This is a genomic window from Macrococcus sp. 19Msa1099 (assembly GCA_019357535.2).
GTDB lineage: Bacteria > Bacillota > Bacilli > Staphylococcales > Staphylococcaceae > Macrococcoides > Macrococcoides psychrotolerans.
In genome coordinates, this window is the sequence record CP079955.1 from 547,429 (window position 1) to 564,987 (window position 17,559).

Sequence of the window (17,559 nt, forward strand, 5' to 3'; positions counted from 1 at the left end):
ACGGAAAGAGAGTGAATTAAATGAAAAAGTTTATATCATTATTATTCGTAGCTACATTAGTACTTGTACTTGCAGCTTGTGGAGACAACGAAAAGAAAGCTTCTAAAGAAGACGATAAGACGATTACTGTCGGCGCTTCACCAGCACCGCATGCGGAATTACTTGAACAAGTTAAACCAGTATTAGAAAAAGAAGGCTATACTTTAAAGATTAAGACAATCAATGACTACACAACTCCGAACCGTTTCTTAGATGCAGGTGAGCTTGATGCAAACTTCTTCCAGCATACACCATACTTAGACACTGAGAAGAAAGCAAAAGGATATAAAATTGAATCAGCAGGTAACATCCATATCGAACCGATGGCTATCTACTCAAAGAAATATAAATCATTAAAAGAGCTTCCAGAAAACGCTGAAGTATTTGTATCAAATAACCCAGCTGAAGAAGGGCGTTTCTTATCATTCTTTACTGAAGCTGGATTAATCACATTGAACGATGGCGTAGATCCAGTAAAAGCTACGTTTAAAGATATTAAAGAAAATAAGAAGAACATTAAATTCAACAACAAGCAAAGTGCTGAATTCTTACCGAAATCATATAACAATGGTGAAGGTGATGCAGTGATCATTAACTCTAACTTTGCACTTGAAAATAAACTGAATCCATTAAAAGATTCAATTGCGATTGAAAAGAGTGATTCACCTTACGCAAACTTGATCGCGGTACAAGAAGGACACAAAGGTGATGCTAAAATTAAAGCTTTAGTGAAAGCATTACAATCTAAAGAAACACAAGATTTTATCAATAAAAAATATAATGGTGCTGTAATCCCGGCGAAATAATATTAGAAAAGATGAATGTTCCTATAGGAATATTCATCTTTTTTTATTATTTAATCTCATTTAATTCATATTCGTTCTCAATTACGTTATAATTAAAACTGTGATTTATGTCATAGGCCTTTGACCTTAGATTAAAATTATTATAAACTAGATGAGATGAAAATTTTATATAAATGGAGGACATCAATATGGTATCAGTATTAGAAATTAAAGATTTACACGTTGAGATAGAAGGTAAGGAAATTTTAAAAGGTGTGAACCTGACAATTAAGCAAAATGAAATACATGCAATCATGGGTCCTAACGGTACAGGTAAATCAACTTTATCTGCTGCAATCATGGGTCATCCGAAATATACAGTGACTCAAGGTGAAGTATTACTTGATGGTGAGAACGTATTAGAGATGGAAGTTGACGAACGTGCGCAAGCAGGTCTTTTCTTAGCAATGCAGTATCCATCAGAAATTTCAGGTGTGACAAACGCGGACTTCTTACGTTCAGCAATTAATGCAAAACGTGAGGAAGGTAAGGAAATCAACTTAATGCAATTTATCAAGAAATTAGATAAAAACATGGAGTTCTTAGAAATGGATCTTGATATGGCACAACGTTATTTAAACGAAGGATTCTCTGGTGGGGAAAAGAAACGTAACGAAATTCTTCAGTTAATGATGTTAGAACCTAAATTCGCGATTTTAGATGAAATTGACTCAGGTTTAGATATCGATGCGCTTAAAGTTGTATCAAAAGGAATCAACGAGATGCGCGGAGAAAACTTCGGCTGCTTAATTATCACGCATTACCAACGTCTATTAAACTATATTACTCCAGACCACGTTCACGTAATGATGCAAGGTCGCGTTGTAAAATCAGGTGGAGAAGAACTTGCACAACGTCTTGAAAAAGAAGGATACGACTGGATTAAACAAGAGTTAGATATTCAAGATGAAACTGTAGACGCATAAACCTGATTAAACATATAGGAGGATATATTCATGAGCAATACGATAGATTTTACACAAGAAATATTAACGGATCTTTCAGCAGCACGTAAAGAACCATCATGGATGCAAAATTTACGTCAAGATGCACTTAATAAATTAAATACAATCGAAATGCCAAAGCCAGATAAAACGAAACTGGATAAATGGAATTTCGATGTGCATCATAAAGTAGTAGAAAGCGAAACTTTTACGTCTAAAGAAGCGTTACCTGAATCTGTTAAAGCATTAATCGATTTAGAGAACACGCATAACTTAATTGTTCAACATAACAACACACCTGCGTTCATTGAAATTGAGGAGAAACTTCAATCTCAAGGTGTTATCATTACCGATATACAAACAGCGCTTACAGAACACGGTGAACTTGTAGAGCAATATTATATGACAGATGCTGTTAAAGTTGATGAGCATCGTTTAACGGCTCTTCATGCCGCTATGATGAATGGTGGATTATTTATCTATGTGCCACGTAACGTCGTTATTGAACATCCTGTTCAATACATCGTGCTACACGATAATGAAGATGCGAACCTGTTCAACCACGTTATAATCGTAGCTGAAGAAAGTTCAGAAGTAACATACGTTGAAAATTACTTATCTGGTGTTACATCAGCTAAAGGTCACCTTAACATCATTTCAGAAGTTATCGCTAAAGATAATGCGAAAGTAAACTACGGTGCAGTAGACTTCTTGAATAAAGATTTAGTTGGACATGTCATTCGTCGTGGTATTGCAAGTCGTGACGCAGTTATTGACTGGGCACTAGGATTGATGAATGATGGTGATACGATTCATGATAATACGACTTACTTAATGGGAGATGACTCTAAGAGCCACCTTAAAATTGTAGTTGTTGGTCGCGGTTCACAAAAATTAAACTTTACATCACAAATTATTCAGTACGGCAAACGTTCTGAGGGTCATATTTTAAAACATGGTGTAATGAAAGACAGCGCATCATCTATCTTTAACGGTATCGGACACATTAAACACGGTGGAACGAAAGCGGATGCACAACAAGAATCACGTGTATTAATGCTCTCTGAGAAAGCCCGTGGAGATGCAAATCCAATTCTATTAATTGATGAAGATGATGTAACAGCAGGACACGCGGCATCTGTTGGTCGTGTTGATCCGCTGCAACTCTTCTACTTGATGAGTCGAGGTATTTCTAAACAAGAAGCAGAGCGTCTCGTAATTCATGGATTCTTAGCGCCTGTTGTTAATGCATTACCGATTGAAGCAGTTAAGAAACAATTAACAGAAGTAATTGAGTCTAAAGTTACTGGTAAATAAATACGTTTGAAAGGTCTTGATAGTGTGACCAATTTAAATATACAAGCAATTCGTAAAGATTTTCCGATTCTTTCAGAAGTGGTCAATGATAGACCACTCGTTTATCTTGATTCTTCTGCAACGAGTCAGAAACCAAAGAGCGTCATCGATAAAACAGTAGAATATTATACGCATATGAACGCAAACGTTCACCGTGGTGTGCATACACTTGGGACTCGTGCAACGGATGGTTACGAAGGGGCACGTGAGACCGTTCGTAACTTCATCAATGCAAAGTACTTCGAAGAAATTATTTTCACACGTGGGACAACGACAGCGCTCAATCTTGTTGCTCAGAGTTTTGGCGATCGCATAATCGAAGCTGGTGATGAAATTCTCATTACTGAGATGGAACACCATGCAAACCTAGTACCTTGGCAACAGCTTGCAAAGCGTAAAGGTGCAGTACTGAAATATATTCCACTAAACGAAGACGGTACGATTTCTCTAGATTCCGTTAAAGACGCATTGACAGATAAAACGAAGATTGTATCGATAGCCCATGTTTCTAATGTATTAGGAACAATTAATGATATAAAGGCTATCACAGAACTTGTACATGCACAAGGTGCCTATATGGTCGTTGATGGTGCACAGTCTGTTCCCCATATGAAAGTTGATGTCCAGGCGCTTGGATGTGATTTCTTTGCTTTTAGTGGACACAAGATGTGTGGCCCGACAGGAATCGGTGTGTTATATGGTAAGAAAGCATTACTTGATAAGATGGAACCGATTGAATTTGGTGGAGACATGATTGATTTTGTTGGATTACAAGACTCAACATGGACAGAACTGCCGACGAAGTTCGAAGCAGGGACACCGCTTATTGCAGAAGCAGTTGGCTTAGCGGAAGCCATTAAATATTTAGAATCTATTGGTTTAGATAACATTCTAGAATATGAACATGAGTTAACAGCTTATGCTTACGAACAGATGTCAGCAATCGAAGGACTTGAAATTTATGGCCCGACCGCTGATAAACGTGCAGGTCTTATTACTTTTAATCTTGAAGGCGTGCATCCACATGACTTAGCAACCGCTTTAGATAGTCATGGTATCGCCATCCGTGCGGGACATCACTGTGCTCAACCTCTTATGAAATGGTTAGGTCAGTCATCAACTGCACGTGCAAGTTTCTACATCTATAACACAAAAGAAGAAATCGATCAGCTAGTAACAAGTTTAAAAGAAACGAAGGAGTTTTTCAGTTATGAGTTTTAATAATTTGGATCAGCTATATCGTTCAGTTATTATGGACCATTATAAGAATCCTCGTAACAAAGGGATTATTGAAGATGGTACATTAACGATTGATATGAATAACCCCACTTGTGGGGATAGAATTCGTTTAACTTTAGATGTAGTCGATGATATCGTTAAAGATGTGAAGTTTGAAGGTGAAGGGTGTTCTATCTCAATGTCAAGTGCTTCGATGATGACAGAAGCCATTAAAGGGAAATCAGTAAGTGAAGCACTTGGAATGGGAGAAGAATTCTCTAAGATGATGCTTGGAGAAGACTATACATTTGATGAAAGTGCTGGAGACATCGAAGCGCTTTCTGGTGTGGCGAAGTTCCCTGCACGTATTAAATGTGCGACACTTGCCTGGAAAGCATTGGAACGTGGCACGAAAGAAAACAATGATACACATGTCAGTGAAGAAATAGATGAATAAAATAAAAGGAGTGACGTCAATTGGCTAAAAAAGCACCTGAAGTTGGAGATTACAAATATGGTTTCCACGATAAAGACGTATCGATTTTCCGTTCAGAAAGAGGATTAACAGAGGATATTGTACGTGAAATTTCAAAGATGAAAGAAGAACCACAGTGGATGCTAGATTTCCGCTTAAAATCATTAAAGCAGTTCTATAAGATGCCAATGCCTACATGGGGTGGAGATCTATCAGAACTTAACTTCGATGAAATTACGTATTACGTAAAACCATCTGAACATACAGAGCGTTCATGGGATGAAGTACCTGAAGAAATTAAACAGACATTTGATAAATTAGGTATTCCAGAAGCTGAACAGAAGTATCTTGCAGGGGTATCAGCACAATATGAATCAGAAGTTGTATATCACAATATGCAAGAAGACCTTGAAGACCAAGGGATTATCTTTAAAGATACAGATTCAGCATTACGTGAAAACGAAGATATCTTTAAAGAACACTTTGCGTCAGTAATTCCACCTGCAGATAATAAGTTCTCTGCATTAAACTCAGCAGTATGGTCTGGTGGATCGTTTATCTATGTACCTAAAAACGTTAAACTTGAAACGCCGCTACAAGCTTACTTCCGTATTAACTCTGAAAATATGGGACAATTTGAACGTACATTAATCATTGTTGACGAAGGGGCAAGTGTACATTACGTTGAAGGTTGTACAGCACCCGTTTATACGACGAATTCATTGCACTCAGCAGTCGTTGAAATTATCGTTAAAAAAGATGCTTACTGCCGTTATACAACAATTCAAAACTGGGCGAACAACGTATTCAACTTAGTTACGAAACGTACTTTCGTCTATGAGAATGGAACGATGGAATGGATTGATGGGAACATCGGTTCTAAACTTACGATGAAATATCCAGCATGTTACCTACTAGGTGAAGGTGCACGTGGTATGACATTATCTATTGCTTTAGCAGGTAAAGGACAAGTTCAGGATGCTGGAGCGAAGATGATGCATATGGCACCGAATACTTCTTCTACAATTGTTTCGAAATCAATTTCAAAACAAGGTGGTAAAGTAGTATACCGTGGTATCGTTCACTTCGGACGTAAAGCGACGGGTGCACGTTCAAACATCGAATGTGATACATTAATTATGGATAACGAGTCAACATCAGATACAATTCCATATAATGAAATGTTAAACGATAACATTTCATTAGAGCATGAAGCTAAAGTTTCAAAAGTATCTGAAGAACAACTATTCTATTTAATGAGTCGTGGTATATCTGAAGAAGAAGCGACTGAAATGATCGTAATGGGCTTCATTGAGCCATTCACGAAAGAATTACCGATGGAATATGCAGTTGAGATGAACCGTTTGATCAAGTTTGAGATGGAAGGCTCGATTGGATAATCTTCACATATAAAAAGATTGGGGTAACCCAATCTTTTTTATTTTTTCTAATTATCTATAGATTTTAAATGGAAGTTATTATAAGATTTTAATGTTGATATCACGGAGGTGGGCAAATGATTACTACATATATTAATTCAGAAGAAGGCACAATTATTAAAACAGAGAAGTATCAACTGAATAACTGGGTTAATCTTGTCATGCCTTCCCGTGAAGAAATGGAAGAAGTTGCTGAAGCATTTGAAGTTCCTATAGAGTTTCTCGAGGATCCACTTGATCCAGAGGAAGGGGCACGTATAGAATATGATGAAGATTCTAACAGTACATTAGTGATAACGGATTTTCCGGTACTGGATAAGAATATAAGGCAGACAGAATCGTATATTACAGTGCCTATCGGTATCATATTAAGCAAAGGTTATATTATAACGATTTGTTCAAGAGAAAACGATCTATTCAATAAGATTGTGAATCTGACCTTTGATCTTCGGATGAAATCTCGATTCTTGCTAGAAGTGATGCTTACAGTTGCAACGAAATATAATAACACATTGAAGAAGATAAATCGTGAGCGTATTAAGATTGAAGCAAACTTAAGACACTCCTTAACGAATAAGCAGCTGTATGAATTAATGGAGATTGAGAAAAGTTTAGTCTATTTCTTGACGTCACTTACTGCAAATGGAGATACGATAAAAAAAATATTCAGATCACGTTCACTTAAACTTTACGAAGAAGATAAAGAATTGCTAGAAGATTTAATGATTGAGAATACACAGGCCTTAAATACGACAGAGCTTTATACACGCATATTAGAAAGTATTACAGGATCTTATTCATCATTAATTGCGAATGAAATGAATAATATTATGCGGATATTAACACTGTTTACAGTATTTTTAACGCTTCCGACACTTGTGTTCAGCTTCTTCGGAATGAATGTAGATTTACCGAAACTAACTTGGTATGGAACAATTGGTGTGGCATTAACGTTAATGCTTGTAACGTTTATCACACTCTATAAAAGGAAAATGTTTAAATAAAAGGTCGAGACTCTATGTCTCGACCTTTTATAAATTCTGCATAAGCAATATAGATTACGATTTTGAATATTTGCCTATGTATTGCTCACGGTCATTAAATAAGGTTGGATAGCTTAAGAATCCGACAAGGACACTTGATAACGTTGCTGCAGTCATTAACAGGAAGATTATTATAAGCTGTAGCTGTGCGGCAACAAGAGGATCAGCTCCCCCGATAATCTGGCCACTCATCATACCAGGAAGCTGAACGAGTCCCATCGTCTTTGTGCTTTCGATTGTTGGTATCATCGAATTTTTAATGCTTGTCATCAATACTCTGTGAATTGCTTGTTTTGGAGTACCCCCAAGTGACAGGATTAATTCAATCTGTTCGTCATTCTGGTCCAATTCACTTAAGAAACGATTTAAGAATAAAAGTGAAAGCACCATCGCATTACCAATCATCATTCCACTGATCGGTATAACATATCTTGGTTCAAATGGAATAATACGAAATCCCGTCAGAATACCGATTGTCAATACTTCCACAACGATAAGCGTAAGGACAATTTTCCAGGTGATTCCTCTGATTCCTTGTCCTTTTTTAATGATGTTCTGAGTTGCTGCTACGATCATAAGTAAGATCATTAAAAACATATAAATAGGATGATTGCCTTCAAAGACAAAGGTCAATATATATCCTACAATCATCAGCTGGATTGTACTTCGTACTGCAGCGATGATAACATCTTTCTCAAGACCTAGCTTGAGCACAGCGCTCATCACTAACGGTATAATTACAAATATAAATGCGAGTGAAATTTGAAAAAGTGTCATTCTATTTCTCCTTTCAAGAATGCTTTTAATACAGGATGTTCTGTCGTTTCTAGTTCTGAAGAATGGCCTGCTACGATAAATTGTCCATCCTTTAACATACAGTAATCATCTGTGATGCGTTTTGCCTGTTCTACATCATGCGTAATCCATATAATGGTCACACCGAACTGAACACAGATTTTGCGTATGAGGGCTTCTGCTTCCTTGACGCTTCTTGGATCCAGACTAGACGTAATCTCATCCAGTAATAATACTTCCGGTTGATTAACAAGCGTTCTGGCAATCGATAGACGTTGCCTTTGTCCGCCAGATAATGATTTAACATCAGTCGTTAGCTCCGTTGTCTCCAGATTTACCTGATCCAGCAGTTCCATTGCTTTATGTTCATCAAGCGTGTCCCCGAAAATCGAGCGCGGTAGATTAAGGTTGTCATATACTGTCCCTTGAATCATCGGTGCGCTTTGAAGTGCCATTCCAATCTGCTGCTTCAGCTTGATAAGGTCGAATGATTGAATCTCTTTTTCACCGATATAGATATTACCGGAATCCGGACTTCTCAGACCATTGATCAGTTTCAGCAATGTTGTTTTGCCCGCTCCAGAGGGTCCGATAAGTGCTGTAATCTTACCTGAATGAAAGGTTGTCGTAATGTCTTTTAAGATTTGTTTATTATCAACAGAAAAGTTGATATGTTCTAATTTGATATCAGTCATAAGTGCTCCTTCTTAGTTCAGTTTTCTCATCGTTTTCCTTACTTTATGATAAGATTGTAAATGGGTGATGATATGATATATATTGGATTAACAGGATGGGGCGACCACGATTTATTATATGAAGATTTAACGAATAAATCAGAGAAGCTTTTTAACTATGCTGCACATTTTCCCATCGTTGAATTAGATGCGACGTACTATTCACTGCAGCCGGAACGTAATATTCGTAAATGGATCAGTGAGACGCCGGACAACTTTAAGTTTATCGTGAAGATTCATCAGGCATTAACAGGACATAATGATATCAGCAAGTTTGCTGCCAATAAAGAAGAACTGATCCGCCAGTACAAACAGATGATTCAGCCACTCTTTGCAGCGGGAAAGCTCGGTTGTATATTAATTCAGTTTCCACCTTGGTATGAATGTTCTACTATTAATATTAACTATATCATCTATTTAAAACAACACCTTAAACCATTTCCACTCTGTATCGAGTTTAGAAATGATAGCTGGTTTACAGATGATATGAAAGAGCATACGTTACAGTTTCTTTATGAACATGAACTGATGCATTCTGTGTGTGATGAACCCCAGGCGGGGCATGGCTCTATTCCTTTCGTCAATAGAGTTACTTCAAATACAGCGTTGATGCGACTTCACGGAAGAAATATTGCTGGATGGACAAAGAAAGACTTAACAGATGATGAATGGCGAGATGTCAGATATTTGTACGATTATAATGAGACGGAACTCAAGCACATTGCACAATCGCTAAAGATACTAGATCATAAAGCGAAAGACGTCTATTGTCTATTCAACAATAATTCCGGGGGTCATGCAGCTAAAAATGCTAAACAGATATGTGAGTTATTAGGTATTGAATATACAGGGCTGAATCATAAACAGCTGAAATTATTTTAGGAAGTGACATGATGACAATTCAAGCAATTATTATATTAATTATTCTCGGTTTATTCTCAAGTATTATCGGCGCTATCGTTGGAATTGGTGGCGGTATAATCATTGTTCCTGCACTCATATATCTTGGGATGGATGCTGGGATTATTGATGGTATTACACCGCAAAAGGCAATCGGGACTTCTACAGTGATTTTAATCTCTACTGGACTGACCGCTGCAATTGGATATATGAAGAATAAACAGGCAGATCTGAAGAACGCAGTCATCTTTATGATCGGTATCATTCCTGGTGCATTAATTGGTGCACATTTAAGTAAGTATTTAACATTACATAGCTTCAATCTATACTTTGGAATATTTCTCATTATCATGAGTATTGTTCTTTTGGTGAGAGATAAGATAAAACCGATAAGACTTTTTCAGAATAAAGCACATGAGAAGACATTTACGGACAAGGAAGGTGTGACATATCATTATAGCATTGCACCTGTTCCGGCTGTAATTGCGACTTTCTTCGTAGGTTGTCTGACAGGGTTATTCGGCATTGGTGGTGGTGCCCTGATGACCCCTTTGATGATCATTATCTTTAGATTTCCGCCTCATATTGCAGTAGGTACAAGTATGATTATGATTTTTGTGTCTAGTGTGACAGGAGCAGTGAGTCATATCGCTCAAGGTAATATTATATGGCCCTATGCACTCATCTTGATTGCTGCCAGCTATGTTGGCGCACGTATCGGTGTACGTATCAATAAATCAATGAAATCCTCAACGGTCGTTATGATGCTCAGAGTAATCTTGATGCTGTTAGGAATATATTTAATAATTAAGAGTACGATAAGCTAAGAGAGGTGAAGCGACATGGAAGTGAAATTATTTCATACGAACGATATACATAGCTATTTATCCAACTATCATAAAATTAGTCGTTATCTCAATGATAGACGTGAAGAACACACAGATATGATTTATTTTGACCTGGGGGATCATGTGGACAGAAGTCATCCGCTGACTGAGGCAACATTAGGAAAAGCGAATATAGAATTACTGAATGATGCACAAGTAGATGTAGTGACGATCGGAAATAATGAGGGAATCACGCTCGATCATGATGCGTTCAATCAACTTTATCAAGATGCACGGTTCGAAATTACATGCTGTAATCTATTTGATGAACAAGGCAATCTTCCAGAAAACATTCGCACATCCGTTATTATGGAAAGACAAGGAATCACTTATGGTATCATCGGTGCTACAGCTGAATTTACACCTTTTTATAAAGCGCTAGGCTGGGAGGTTACGGATCCGATGTCTGCCATTATTCGTGAAGTACATCGCATTCATGAACATGTAGATGTCGTGATTATTCTGAGCCATCTCGGAAAGTTCTTTGATCGACAGCTTGCTGAAGCTTGTCCGCAAATTGATATTATACTAGGTGCACATACACATCATTTCTTCCAGCAAGGAGAAGTTGTAAATGATGTACTTATCGGTGCTGCTGGTAGATATGGTGAGTACATCGGAGAGATGACTTTAATATTTGAAGGGCGAAAGCTTATCCGTAAAAGTGCAAGGTTGATTGATACGAACGACCTCAGACCAACAGGAGAAGACTTCTTTGAAGCAGGTGCAGCGCTGCTCAGCCAAAAAGTTTCAGACAAGCAGCTGGATTTGCCGAGACGCCTTTACAGTGCATCCTATACAACAGATCTGCTCTCACAAGCTTTGATGGATTTCACAGGTGGGGACTGTGCTCTGATTAATTCTGGTCTTATTGTAAAAGGATTTGAAGGTAGAGGTTTTTCATATTTCGATTTACATACGATGCTGCCACACCCGATTAACCCAGTTAAGATTACGCTCTCAGGACGTGAACTAAAAGAAATTATCAATATGAGTATGCTGCATGATTACCGCGATGACATTGTCAAAGGTTTCGGATTCAGAGGGGATATCTTTGGAATGTATGTATGGAAGAATATTGGTTATATACAGTCACAGCAACGCTATTTCATTGGTACAGAGGAAATAGATAATCATAAGAAATATTATTTAGCGACACTCGATATGTATACTTTCGGAAGATTCTTTCCTCAGTTTACGCAAAATGAAAAGCGCTATTATATGCCAGAATTTTTACGTGATATTATGGAAACAGCAGTGAAAAAAATATAATACACATGCTGAGTTTATAAATTTGACAATAATGGCATCTTACATATATGTTATAATGAAATCATCAGAATTTTGGAGGGATTAGTTTGGCTACAAAAAATGAAGAAATACTAAGAAAACCCGAATGGCTAAAGATAAAATTAAATACTAATAAAAGTTACACTGGTCTAAAAAAAATGATGCGCGAGCACAATTTAAATACAGTATGTGAAGAAGCAAAATGTCCGAATATCCATGAATGCTGGGGTGAAAGAAAGACTGCGACAATCATGATATTAGGTGCAATCTGTACACGTGCATGTCGTTTCTGTGCAGTTAAGACAGGATTGCCGAATGAACTTGACTTAAACGAACCAGAACGTGTTGCAGAATCTGTTCGTCTAATGAATCTAAAGCACGTCGTTATCACAGCAGTTGCTCGTGATGACCTAAAAGACGGTGGTGCACATGTTTATGCGGAAACAATTCGTCAAGTACGTGAAGTCAATCCATATACAACAATTGAAGTATTACCATCTGATATGGGTGGCAGCATTGAGAACTGGGAAACGTTGATGGCAGCAAAACCAGATATCTTAAACCATAATATTGAAACGGTAAGACGCCTTACGCCAAGAGTTCGTGCGCGTGCAACGTATGACCGTTCTCTTGAAGTATTACGACGTTCTAAAGAACTATATCCAGATATCCCGACAAAATCGAGTTTAATGGTTGGACTTGGAGAAACAACAGAAGAAATCTACGAAGTGATGGATGATTTGCGTGCAAATGACGTAGATATTATGACAATCGGTCAGTACCTTCAGCCAAGCCGTAAACACCTTAAGGTCCAAAAATATTATACACCGCTTGAATTCGGTAAGTTACGTAAAGTAGCGATGGAAAAAGGATTCAAACACTGCCAGGCAGGACCAATGGTGAGAAGTTCATATCATGCAGATGAACAAGTAAATGAAGCTGCGAAAGAAAAACATCGTTTAGGTGAGCTTTCTAGTAAGTAGGTGCGCTATGATTATACAGACTGGACGACATTATTTTGAAGTCATTGAGAATTATCGAGAAGCATTCAATCAGGAAATGTTTGACCATCGATATTCAGAAATATTAGATCGCTATCCTTATATTGTTGGCGATATAGGATTCGAACAGCTCAGGCTACGTGGTTTCTTTGAAGATAATAAAAAGGGCTCGGAAGTAAATAAAAGGTTCTCTACAATCCAGGATTATTTACTTGAGTACTGCAACTTTGGATGTGCATATTTTGTTCTGAGAAGACTGAATGAACAAGAAGTTGTAAAGCATTTCGGTGCTGAGGTTGTGATTGCAGCGAATACATCACAACAAGATGACACAAAGCGTGCTGAGTCAGAGGTGCCTGTTCAACTAGAGAAACAGACACAAGTTGAAAAACAACAGCAGAATGAGCAAGAAGAGCCAACTGAGCATAAAGATAAGACCTTCAAATATTTTCAGAAATAAATTGAATTTATTATACTAGACCGAAAAGCATATGCTTTTCGGTTTTTTTAGGAGAGCGTAATGAAAATAGCCTTTGAATTTTTATTTAATCGTAACCGTAATATATCTTACACTGCAATAGATAAATATTTACATGGTCTAAACTTTAATGGACAAATTCGAATAAGTCATGAAGGAAAAGGTATCTTACATCAAAGCTATGGATATAAAAACTTAAACCAGGATCCGATAACATACGATACACAATTTTTAACAGCATCTATACAAAAATTTATTACGGGTATTATCATTGAACAACTGATAGATGAAGGTAAAATCCGTAGAATGGATAAGATTGTTAAATATATTAACGGTTTACCTGATTTTATTACGATTGAAGACTTATTACTTCATATTAGTGGACTTAGTCCGTATAAGGTACATCACAATTTTTATGGACTTGATCAATCCGTAAATATGATTCAAGCATCGGGTGCTAAACTACCATTTCATAAATTTGATTATAACGATGCAAACTATATATTACTCGCAAAACTAATCGAAATTGTCGAAAATCAGACGTATAGAACGGTAGTTTATGACAGAATTATCGACAAATATCAGCTTGCGCATAGTTGCTTTTATGATGAAGTTACCGATGCAACGACGGGCCTTCATCAATTTGGTAGTGTACTTATTGAAGATTGGCATAATGATCTTGATAAGTACTATGGAGCAGGAAATATGTATATGTCACTGAAGGATATTGATATACTTAGTCATCTATTCGCTAACCATCTTATCTTCAATAAACCAAAAACAGAGTTCATACTAGCACCTCATCGATATAAAAATCAAAAGTACAGAAGTGGGATTTCTTTAAGAGATAATTATTTAAGATTAAGAGGCTCTTTATATGCACATGATGTTGTTGTTTATTTTAATGCAAAATCGTTTATTTGTGTGGCATCCAATAGGGAAAGCAATGTATATCAAGCAGAAACAATACTATTAAATATACTCAATTCAAATGAATATTGCTAATAATTGACAATTATAAATAAAAGTTATAAATTCTACATATCACATTGTCAAAGAGGTATTTATGAGAAAGCTAATCGTTTTGTTGCTAATCATTGGATTATGGGCAGCATTAATTTATGAATTAACAGGAAAAAATAATGAAGGACATGAAGCAAGAGGTAAACAAAATACAGGTGTTCAAACAAACATAGTTAAAACGAATCAAAATGATACATTAAAAATACAAGTAGATCAATTGATAAAGAAAAATCACTTTAATGGAAGTGTATTTGTTGCTTACAATAATGATACATTGTTAGATCAGTCTTATGGATTTAAAGGTGCTGATCAGACTGAAAAATTTGACGAGAATAGCATGTATTTAATTGGTTCTTGCCAAAAATTAATAACCGGGATTATTACAAAGCAACTTGTTGATGATAGGATAATTAATGTTGATGTACCTGTTAAACAATACATTCCAAATTTCAAATATCCAAATATTAAAATAAAAGATTTAATATTACATCGCTCGGGGTTAGTGAAGTATGCATCTCATGGAGATTATCATGGATTAGATGCATCAGTTGATAATATAAATGCGACAGGTCTTGGCCAAGTTCCTCATGGATCATATTTATATAATGATGCAAATTATATTTTACTTGCAAAGGTGATAGAAAATGTCACAGGAAAATCTTATCAGCAAAATGTTGAACAGCGTATATTTAAGAAATATCATTTAAAAGAATCAAGTTTTTTTGATGACGAAAAATTAAGCCCTTATTTTGTTAAAGGATTAAAGTATGTGAATCATAATTGGAAAGCGATAGAGCCAACGGGCTTGGATAAATTTTATGGTGCAGGGAATATTTATATGTCTCCGAAAGATATGGGAATTTTATTGAATGATGTGATGCAATATAGAGTGTTAAGTAAGTCACAATTAGATTCAATATCGAAGCCCATGATTTTTAATATACATTCTAAATATAGATATGGTATGTCCTTAAAAAAAGAATATTACCGTTCGCGTGGATACTTCTTTGGGATAGATTTTGTCAGCCTGTTTAATCATAACAAGGTCGTCGTCGTTGCTACTAACAAACTAACACAAAATGAAATTCCTAATAATGAGAAATTGGCACAACAGATTTATAGTCTACTAAAATAAAAAAGCGATAATGATTATTATAATAATCATTATCGCTTTTTATAGAATGACCTCATATAAAAAGCTCTTTATTTCTTCTGCATCACTTTCATTGACACCAAGTACGTGTTCAATATAGCCAGGTTCATCCAGATCATCTCGACCAATAATACCGAATTTGTTTGATTGTGTATTTAATACAATGGTCTTACCGTAATGTCGGTCAGTTTGAATTAAAGTCAAATCATGTCGGCTATCGCCAACAAAGCTGACGAATCTGACTTTGGCTTGTTCTTCATCATCATATAAGAACATATCTATCATTTTCTTCACCTCATTTAAGAATAGTATACATTGAAGTGCAGCGGAATACAAAATTTGATAAACTGAGAAGTGGAGGCGATGGTATGTATTTCGTAGATAGAGAAGAACTCACATTAAAGTTAGCGTATATCAATCAATTATCACAAGTGTTAGAAGAGAGTGAAGGATACGCACTCGAGCGTATTGCGCATATGTTGATTGAGAGTGTTGTAGATGTAGGAAATATGATTATCGATGGATTTATTATGCGAGATCCAGGAAGTTATAAAGATGTATTGGATATCCTTGAAATGGAACAAGTAATTCCTGCACAAGATGCGCAGATGATGCGCGATACATTGTATTTAAGACAATGGTTTGTACGTGATTATATTAATATTGATCACAATGAAGTGAAGCGTGTATTTATGGAGAATATTGCAAGCTATAAACAGTTTAAAGCAAATGTGGATACATTTATCGAAAATGAATTAGGACCAGTATCAGCATTTGGAAAGGGTGGAAAAGTTGAAGAAGTATAAAGGTTATCTGTTAGATTTAGATGGAACGATGTACGCTGGCACACGCGTTATAGAAGGTGCAAAGGAATTTATCGAATATTTGTCGAATAATAATCTACCCTATCTCTTTGTTACAAATAACGCATCGAAACGTCCGGATGAGGTTGCTGAGAAATTAACGGATATGGGATTTATCGCAACGCCTGATAATGTTGTCACAAGTGCAATGGCAACAGCAAGTTATATCGCAGAAGAACATCCAGGTGCAAGTGTCTATGTTATTGGTGGTACTGGAATCAGACAAGCATTACAAGATGAACAGCTTGTTATTACAGATGATATTCATGTGGATTATGTCGTTATTGGCCTAGATGTAGACATCAACTATGAAAAATTATCTAAAGCATGTCTTGCTGTGCGTAATGGAGCTCGATTTATTTCGACAAATCCAGATACGTCTATTCCGACAGAACGTGGATTTTTACCAGGGAATGGAGCTTTAACGAGTGTGGTCTCTGTATCAACGGGTATAGAACCTAAGTTTATCGGTAAACCCATGGAAACAATTATGAATAAAGCAGTAGATATGATGCAATTACCGAAAGAAGAACTCGTAATGATCGGTGATTTATATATGACAGACATTATGAGTGGTATCAATGCAGGGATAGATACATTACATGTTCAAACAGGAGTCAGCACTTATGAACAGGTGATGGCAGAGCAAGTTCCGCCAACGCATAGTGTTAAAAACTTATTAGATGTTATTCGCATATACGAAACTGGTGAATAATATACGTGTGTTAATCATCAAAAGAAGAAAACAGAAGTATAAAAATACTATGAGAAATCATAGTATTTTTTTTGTGTCCAAATTATGAACAGGAAATTTATTGATTTTAAAGTTAAAAAATAGTAATATCAGTTATTGTAAATAAATTATTAATATAATTTTAATGTTTGAAATATAGTTGTAATATAATTAGGTGAGAATAAAGAGGTGAAGCCATGAAAGATACAATAAACGAGAATACTAGATTAGTACTCCTAACTTTACTTTATATTTCAATACTGTTCATATTGTTCTGGATATACGCTGGTGGAAGCGTTGAGAATAACTTTATATACAATGAATTTTAATGTAAGAGGTGGAA

The 17,559-nt window shown here is 36.2% G+C and carries 19 protein-coding genes and 1 pseudogene; 17 read left to right on the forward strand and 3 right to left on the reverse strand.

Annotation, left to right across the window (positions count from 1 at the left end):
• Window positions 1-20 precede the first annotated feature (20 nt).
• The 7 genes from KYI10_02875 (at window position 21) to KYI10_02905 (ending at window position 7,320) form a co-directional block, all read left to right on the forward strand.
• Complete coding sequence (locus KYI10_02875; protein QYA33398.1) at window positions 21-845, forward strand: MetQ/NlpA family ABC transporter substrate-binding protein; 825 nt, start codon at window positions 21-23, stop codon at window positions 843-845.
• A 188-nt stretch (window positions 846-1,033) separates the two neighbouring features.
• Entirely contained in the window at window positions 1,034-1,810 is a 777-nt protein-coding gene (gene sufC / locus KYI10_02880) for a Fe-S cluster assembly ATPase SufC (protein ID QYA33399.1), read from the forward strand.
• 30 nt (window positions 1,811-1,840) lie between these two features.
• Window positions 1,841-3,145 (forward strand): Fe-S cluster assembly protein SufD, encoded by a 1,305-nt coding sequence (gene sufD / locus KYI10_02885; GenBank protein ID QYA33400.1) that lies wholly within the window; start codon window positions 1,841-1,843, stop codon window positions 3,143-3,145.
• Window positions 3,146-3,169: 24 nt separating this feature from the next.
• The gene (locus KYI10_02890; protein QYA33884.1) at window positions 3,170-4,405 is read left to right on the forward strand and encodes a cysteine desulfurase; all 1,236 of its coding nucleotides are present in this window, start codon (window positions 3,170-3,172) and stop codon (window positions 4,403-4,405) included.
• Window positions 4,395-4,859: a Fe-S cluster assembly sulfur transfer protein SufU gene (gene sufU / locus KYI10_02895; protein QYA33401.1), complete on the forward strand. Its 465-nt coding sequence runs from the start codon at window positions 4,395-4,397 to the stop codon at window positions 4,857-4,859. The genes KYI10_02890 and sufU overlap by 11 nt, the downstream gene beginning before the upstream one ends.
• A 20-nt stretch (window positions 4,860-4,879) precedes the next feature.
• Window positions 4,880-6,277, forward strand: a complete 1,398-nt coding sequence (gene sufB / locus KYI10_02900; protein ID QYA33402.1) for a Fe-S cluster assembly protein SufB — start codon at window positions 4,880-4,882, stop codon at window positions 6,275-6,277.
• 116 nt (window positions 6,278-6,393) lie between these two features.
• The gene (locus KYI10_02905; protein ID QYA33403.1) at window positions 6,394-7,320 is read left to right on the forward strand and encodes a magnesium transporter CorA family protein; all 927 of its coding nucleotides are present in this window, start codon (window positions 6,394-6,396) and stop codon (window positions 7,318-7,320) included.
• Window positions 7,321-7,374: 54 nt separating this feature from the next.
• On the opposite strand, the gene fetB is transcribed toward KYI10_02905, so the two are convergent.
• Both fetB and KYI10_02915 read right to left on the reverse strand, forming a co-directional pair.
• A complete protein-coding gene (gene fetB / locus KYI10_02910) occupies window positions 7,375-8,136 on the reverse strand; it encodes an iron export ABC transporter permease subunit FetB (protein QYA33404.1) in 762 nt (253 codons plus the stop codon).
• Window positions 8,133-8,849, reverse strand: a complete 717-nt coding sequence (locus tag KYI10_02915) for a phosphate ABC transporter ATP-binding protein (GenBank protein ID QYA33405.1) — start codon at window positions 8,847-8,849, stop codon at window positions 8,133-8,135. The genes fetB and KYI10_02915 overlap by 4 nt, the downstream gene beginning before the upstream one ends.
• Before the next feature lie 72 nt (window positions 8,850-8,921).
• Between KYI10_02915 and KYI10_02920 the strand changes: the two genes are divergently transcribed.
• The 7 genes and pseudogenes from KYI10_02920 to KYI10_02950 all read left to right on the forward strand — a co-directional run bounded on the left by KYI10_02920 (window position 8,922) and on the right by KYI10_02950 (window position 15,602).
• Complete coding sequence (locus KYI10_02920; protein QYA33406.1) at window positions 8,922-9,770, forward strand: DUF72 domain-containing protein; 849 nt, start codon at window positions 8,922-8,924, stop codon at window positions 9,768-9,770.
• Between the two features lie 8 nt (window positions 9,771-9,778).
• Entirely contained in the window at window positions 9,779-10,615 is an 837-nt protein-coding gene (locus KYI10_02925) for a sulfite exporter TauE/SafE family protein (GenBank protein ID QYA33885.2), read from the forward strand.
• A 15-nt stretch (window positions 10,616-10,630) separates the two neighbouring features.
• Complete coding sequence (locus tag KYI10_02930; protein QYA33407.1) at window positions 10,631-11,947, forward strand: bifunctional UDP-sugar hydrolase/5'-nucleotidase; 1,317 nt, start codon at window positions 10,631-10,633, stop codon at window positions 11,945-11,947.
• Between the two features lie 86 nt (window positions 11,948-12,033).
• Window positions 12,034-12,948 (forward strand): lipoyl synthase, encoded by a 915-nt coding sequence (lipA, locus tag KYI10_02935; protein ID QYA33408.1) that lies wholly within the window; start codon window positions 12,034-12,036, stop codon window positions 12,946-12,948.
• Between the two features lie 10 nt (window positions 12,949-12,958).
• Window positions 12,959-13,246 (forward strand): annotated as a pseudogene (locus KYI10_12620) (YutD family protein).
• Window positions 13,247-13,486: 240 nt separating this feature from the next.
• Window positions 13,487-14,449: a serine hydrolase domain-containing protein gene (locus KYI10_02945; protein ID QYA33409.1), complete on the forward strand. Its 963-nt coding sequence runs from the start codon at window positions 13,487-13,489 to the stop codon at window positions 14,447-14,449.
• A 61-nt stretch (window positions 14,450-14,510) separates the two neighbouring features.
• Window positions 14,511-15,602: a serine hydrolase domain-containing protein gene (locus tag KYI10_02950; GenBank protein QYA33410.1), complete on the forward strand. Its 1,092-nt coding sequence runs from the start codon at window positions 14,511-14,513 to the stop codon at window positions 15,600-15,602.
• A gap of 39 nt (window positions 15,603-15,641) precedes the next feature.
• Here the strand turns inward: KYI10_02950 and KYI10_02955 are convergent, their stop codons facing one another.
• Window positions 15,642-15,905: a DUF3055 domain-containing protein gene (locus KYI10_02955; GenBank protein QYA33411.1), complete on the reverse strand. Its 264-nt coding sequence runs from the start codon at window positions 15,903-15,905 to the stop codon at window positions 15,642-15,644.
• A gap of 83 nt (window positions 15,906-15,988) precedes the next feature.
• Here KYI10_02955 and KYI10_02960 point away from each other — a divergent pair, with 83 nt between their 5' ends.
• The 3 genes from KYI10_02960 to dltX all read left to right on the forward strand — a co-directional run bounded on the left by KYI10_02960 (window position 15,989) and on the right by dltX (window position 17,545).
• Complete coding sequence (locus tag KYI10_02960; GenBank protein ID QYA33412.1) at window positions 15,989-16,426, forward strand: DUF86 domain-containing protein; 438 nt, start codon at window positions 15,989-15,991, stop codon at window positions 16,424-16,426.
• On the forward strand, window positions 16,413-17,198 hold the full coding sequence (locus KYI10_02965) for a TIGR01457 family HAD-type hydrolase (GenBank protein QYA33413.1): 786 nt from the start codon (window positions 16,413-16,415) through the stop codon (window positions 17,196-17,198). Before KYI10_02960 ends, KYI10_02965 begins: the two co-directional genes overlap by 14 nt.
• A gap of 215 nt (window positions 17,199-17,413) precedes the next feature.
• Window positions 17,414-17,545: a teichoic acid D-Ala incorporation-associated protein DltX gene (gene dltX / locus KYI10_02970; protein QYA33414.1), complete on the forward strand. Its 132-nt coding sequence runs from the start codon at window positions 17,414-17,416 to the stop codon at window positions 17,543-17,545.
• Window positions 17,546-17,559 lie beyond the last annotated feature (14 nt).

Coding starts and splice junctions, on each gene's coding strand:
- KYI10_02875 (QYA33398.1), top strand. CDS start 21: ATGAAAAAGTTTATATCATTATTATTCGTAGCTACATTAGTACTTGTA.
- sufC (QYA33399.1), top strand. CDS start 1,034: ATGGTATCAGTATTAGAAATTAAAGATTTACACGTTGAGATAGAAGGT.
- sufD (QYA33400.1), top strand. CDS start 1,841: ATGAGCAATACGATAGATTTTACACAAGAAATATTAACGGATCTTTCA.
- sufU (QYA33401.1), top strand. CDS start 4,395: ATGAGTTTTAATAATTTGGATCAGCTATATCGTTCAGTTATTATGGAC.
- KYI10_02905 (QYA33403.1), top strand. CDS start 6,394: ATGATTACTACATATATTAATTCAGAAGAAGGCACAATTATTAAAACA.
- fetB (QYA33404.1), bottom strand. CDS start 8,136: ATGACACTTTTTCAAATTTCACTCGCATTTATATTTGTAATTATACCG.
- KYI10_02915 (QYA33405.1), bottom strand. CDS start 8,849: ATGACTGATATCAAATTAGAACATATCAACTTTTCTGTTGATAATAAA.
- KYI10_02920 (QYA33406.1), top strand. CDS start 8,922: ATGATATATATTGGATTAACAGGATGGGGCGACCACGATTTATTATAT.
- KYI10_02925 (QYA33885.2), top strand. CDS start 9,779: ATGATGACAATTCAAGCAATTATTATATTAATTATTCTCGGTTTATTC.
- KYI10_02930 (QYA33407.1), top strand. CDS start 10,631: ATGGAAGTGAAATTATTTCATACGAACGATATACATAGCTATTTATCC.
- KYI10_02945 (QYA33409.1), top strand. CDS start 13,487: ATGAAAATAGCCTTTGAATTTTTATTTAATCGTAACCGTAATATATCT.
- KYI10_02950 (QYA33410.1), top strand. CDS start 14,511: ATGAGAAAGCTAATCGTTTTGTTGCTAATCATTGGATTATGGGCAGCA.
- KYI10_02955 (QYA33411.1), bottom strand. CDS start 15,905: ATGATAGATATGTTCTTATATGATGATGAAGAACAAGCCAAAGTCAGA.
- KYI10_02960 (QYA33412.1), top strand. CDS start 15,989: ATGTATTTCGTAGATAGAGAAGAACTCACATTAAAGTTAGCGTATATC.
- dltX (QYA33414.1), top strand. CDS start 17,414: ATGAAAGATACAATAAACGAGAATACTAGATTAGTACTCCTAACTTTA.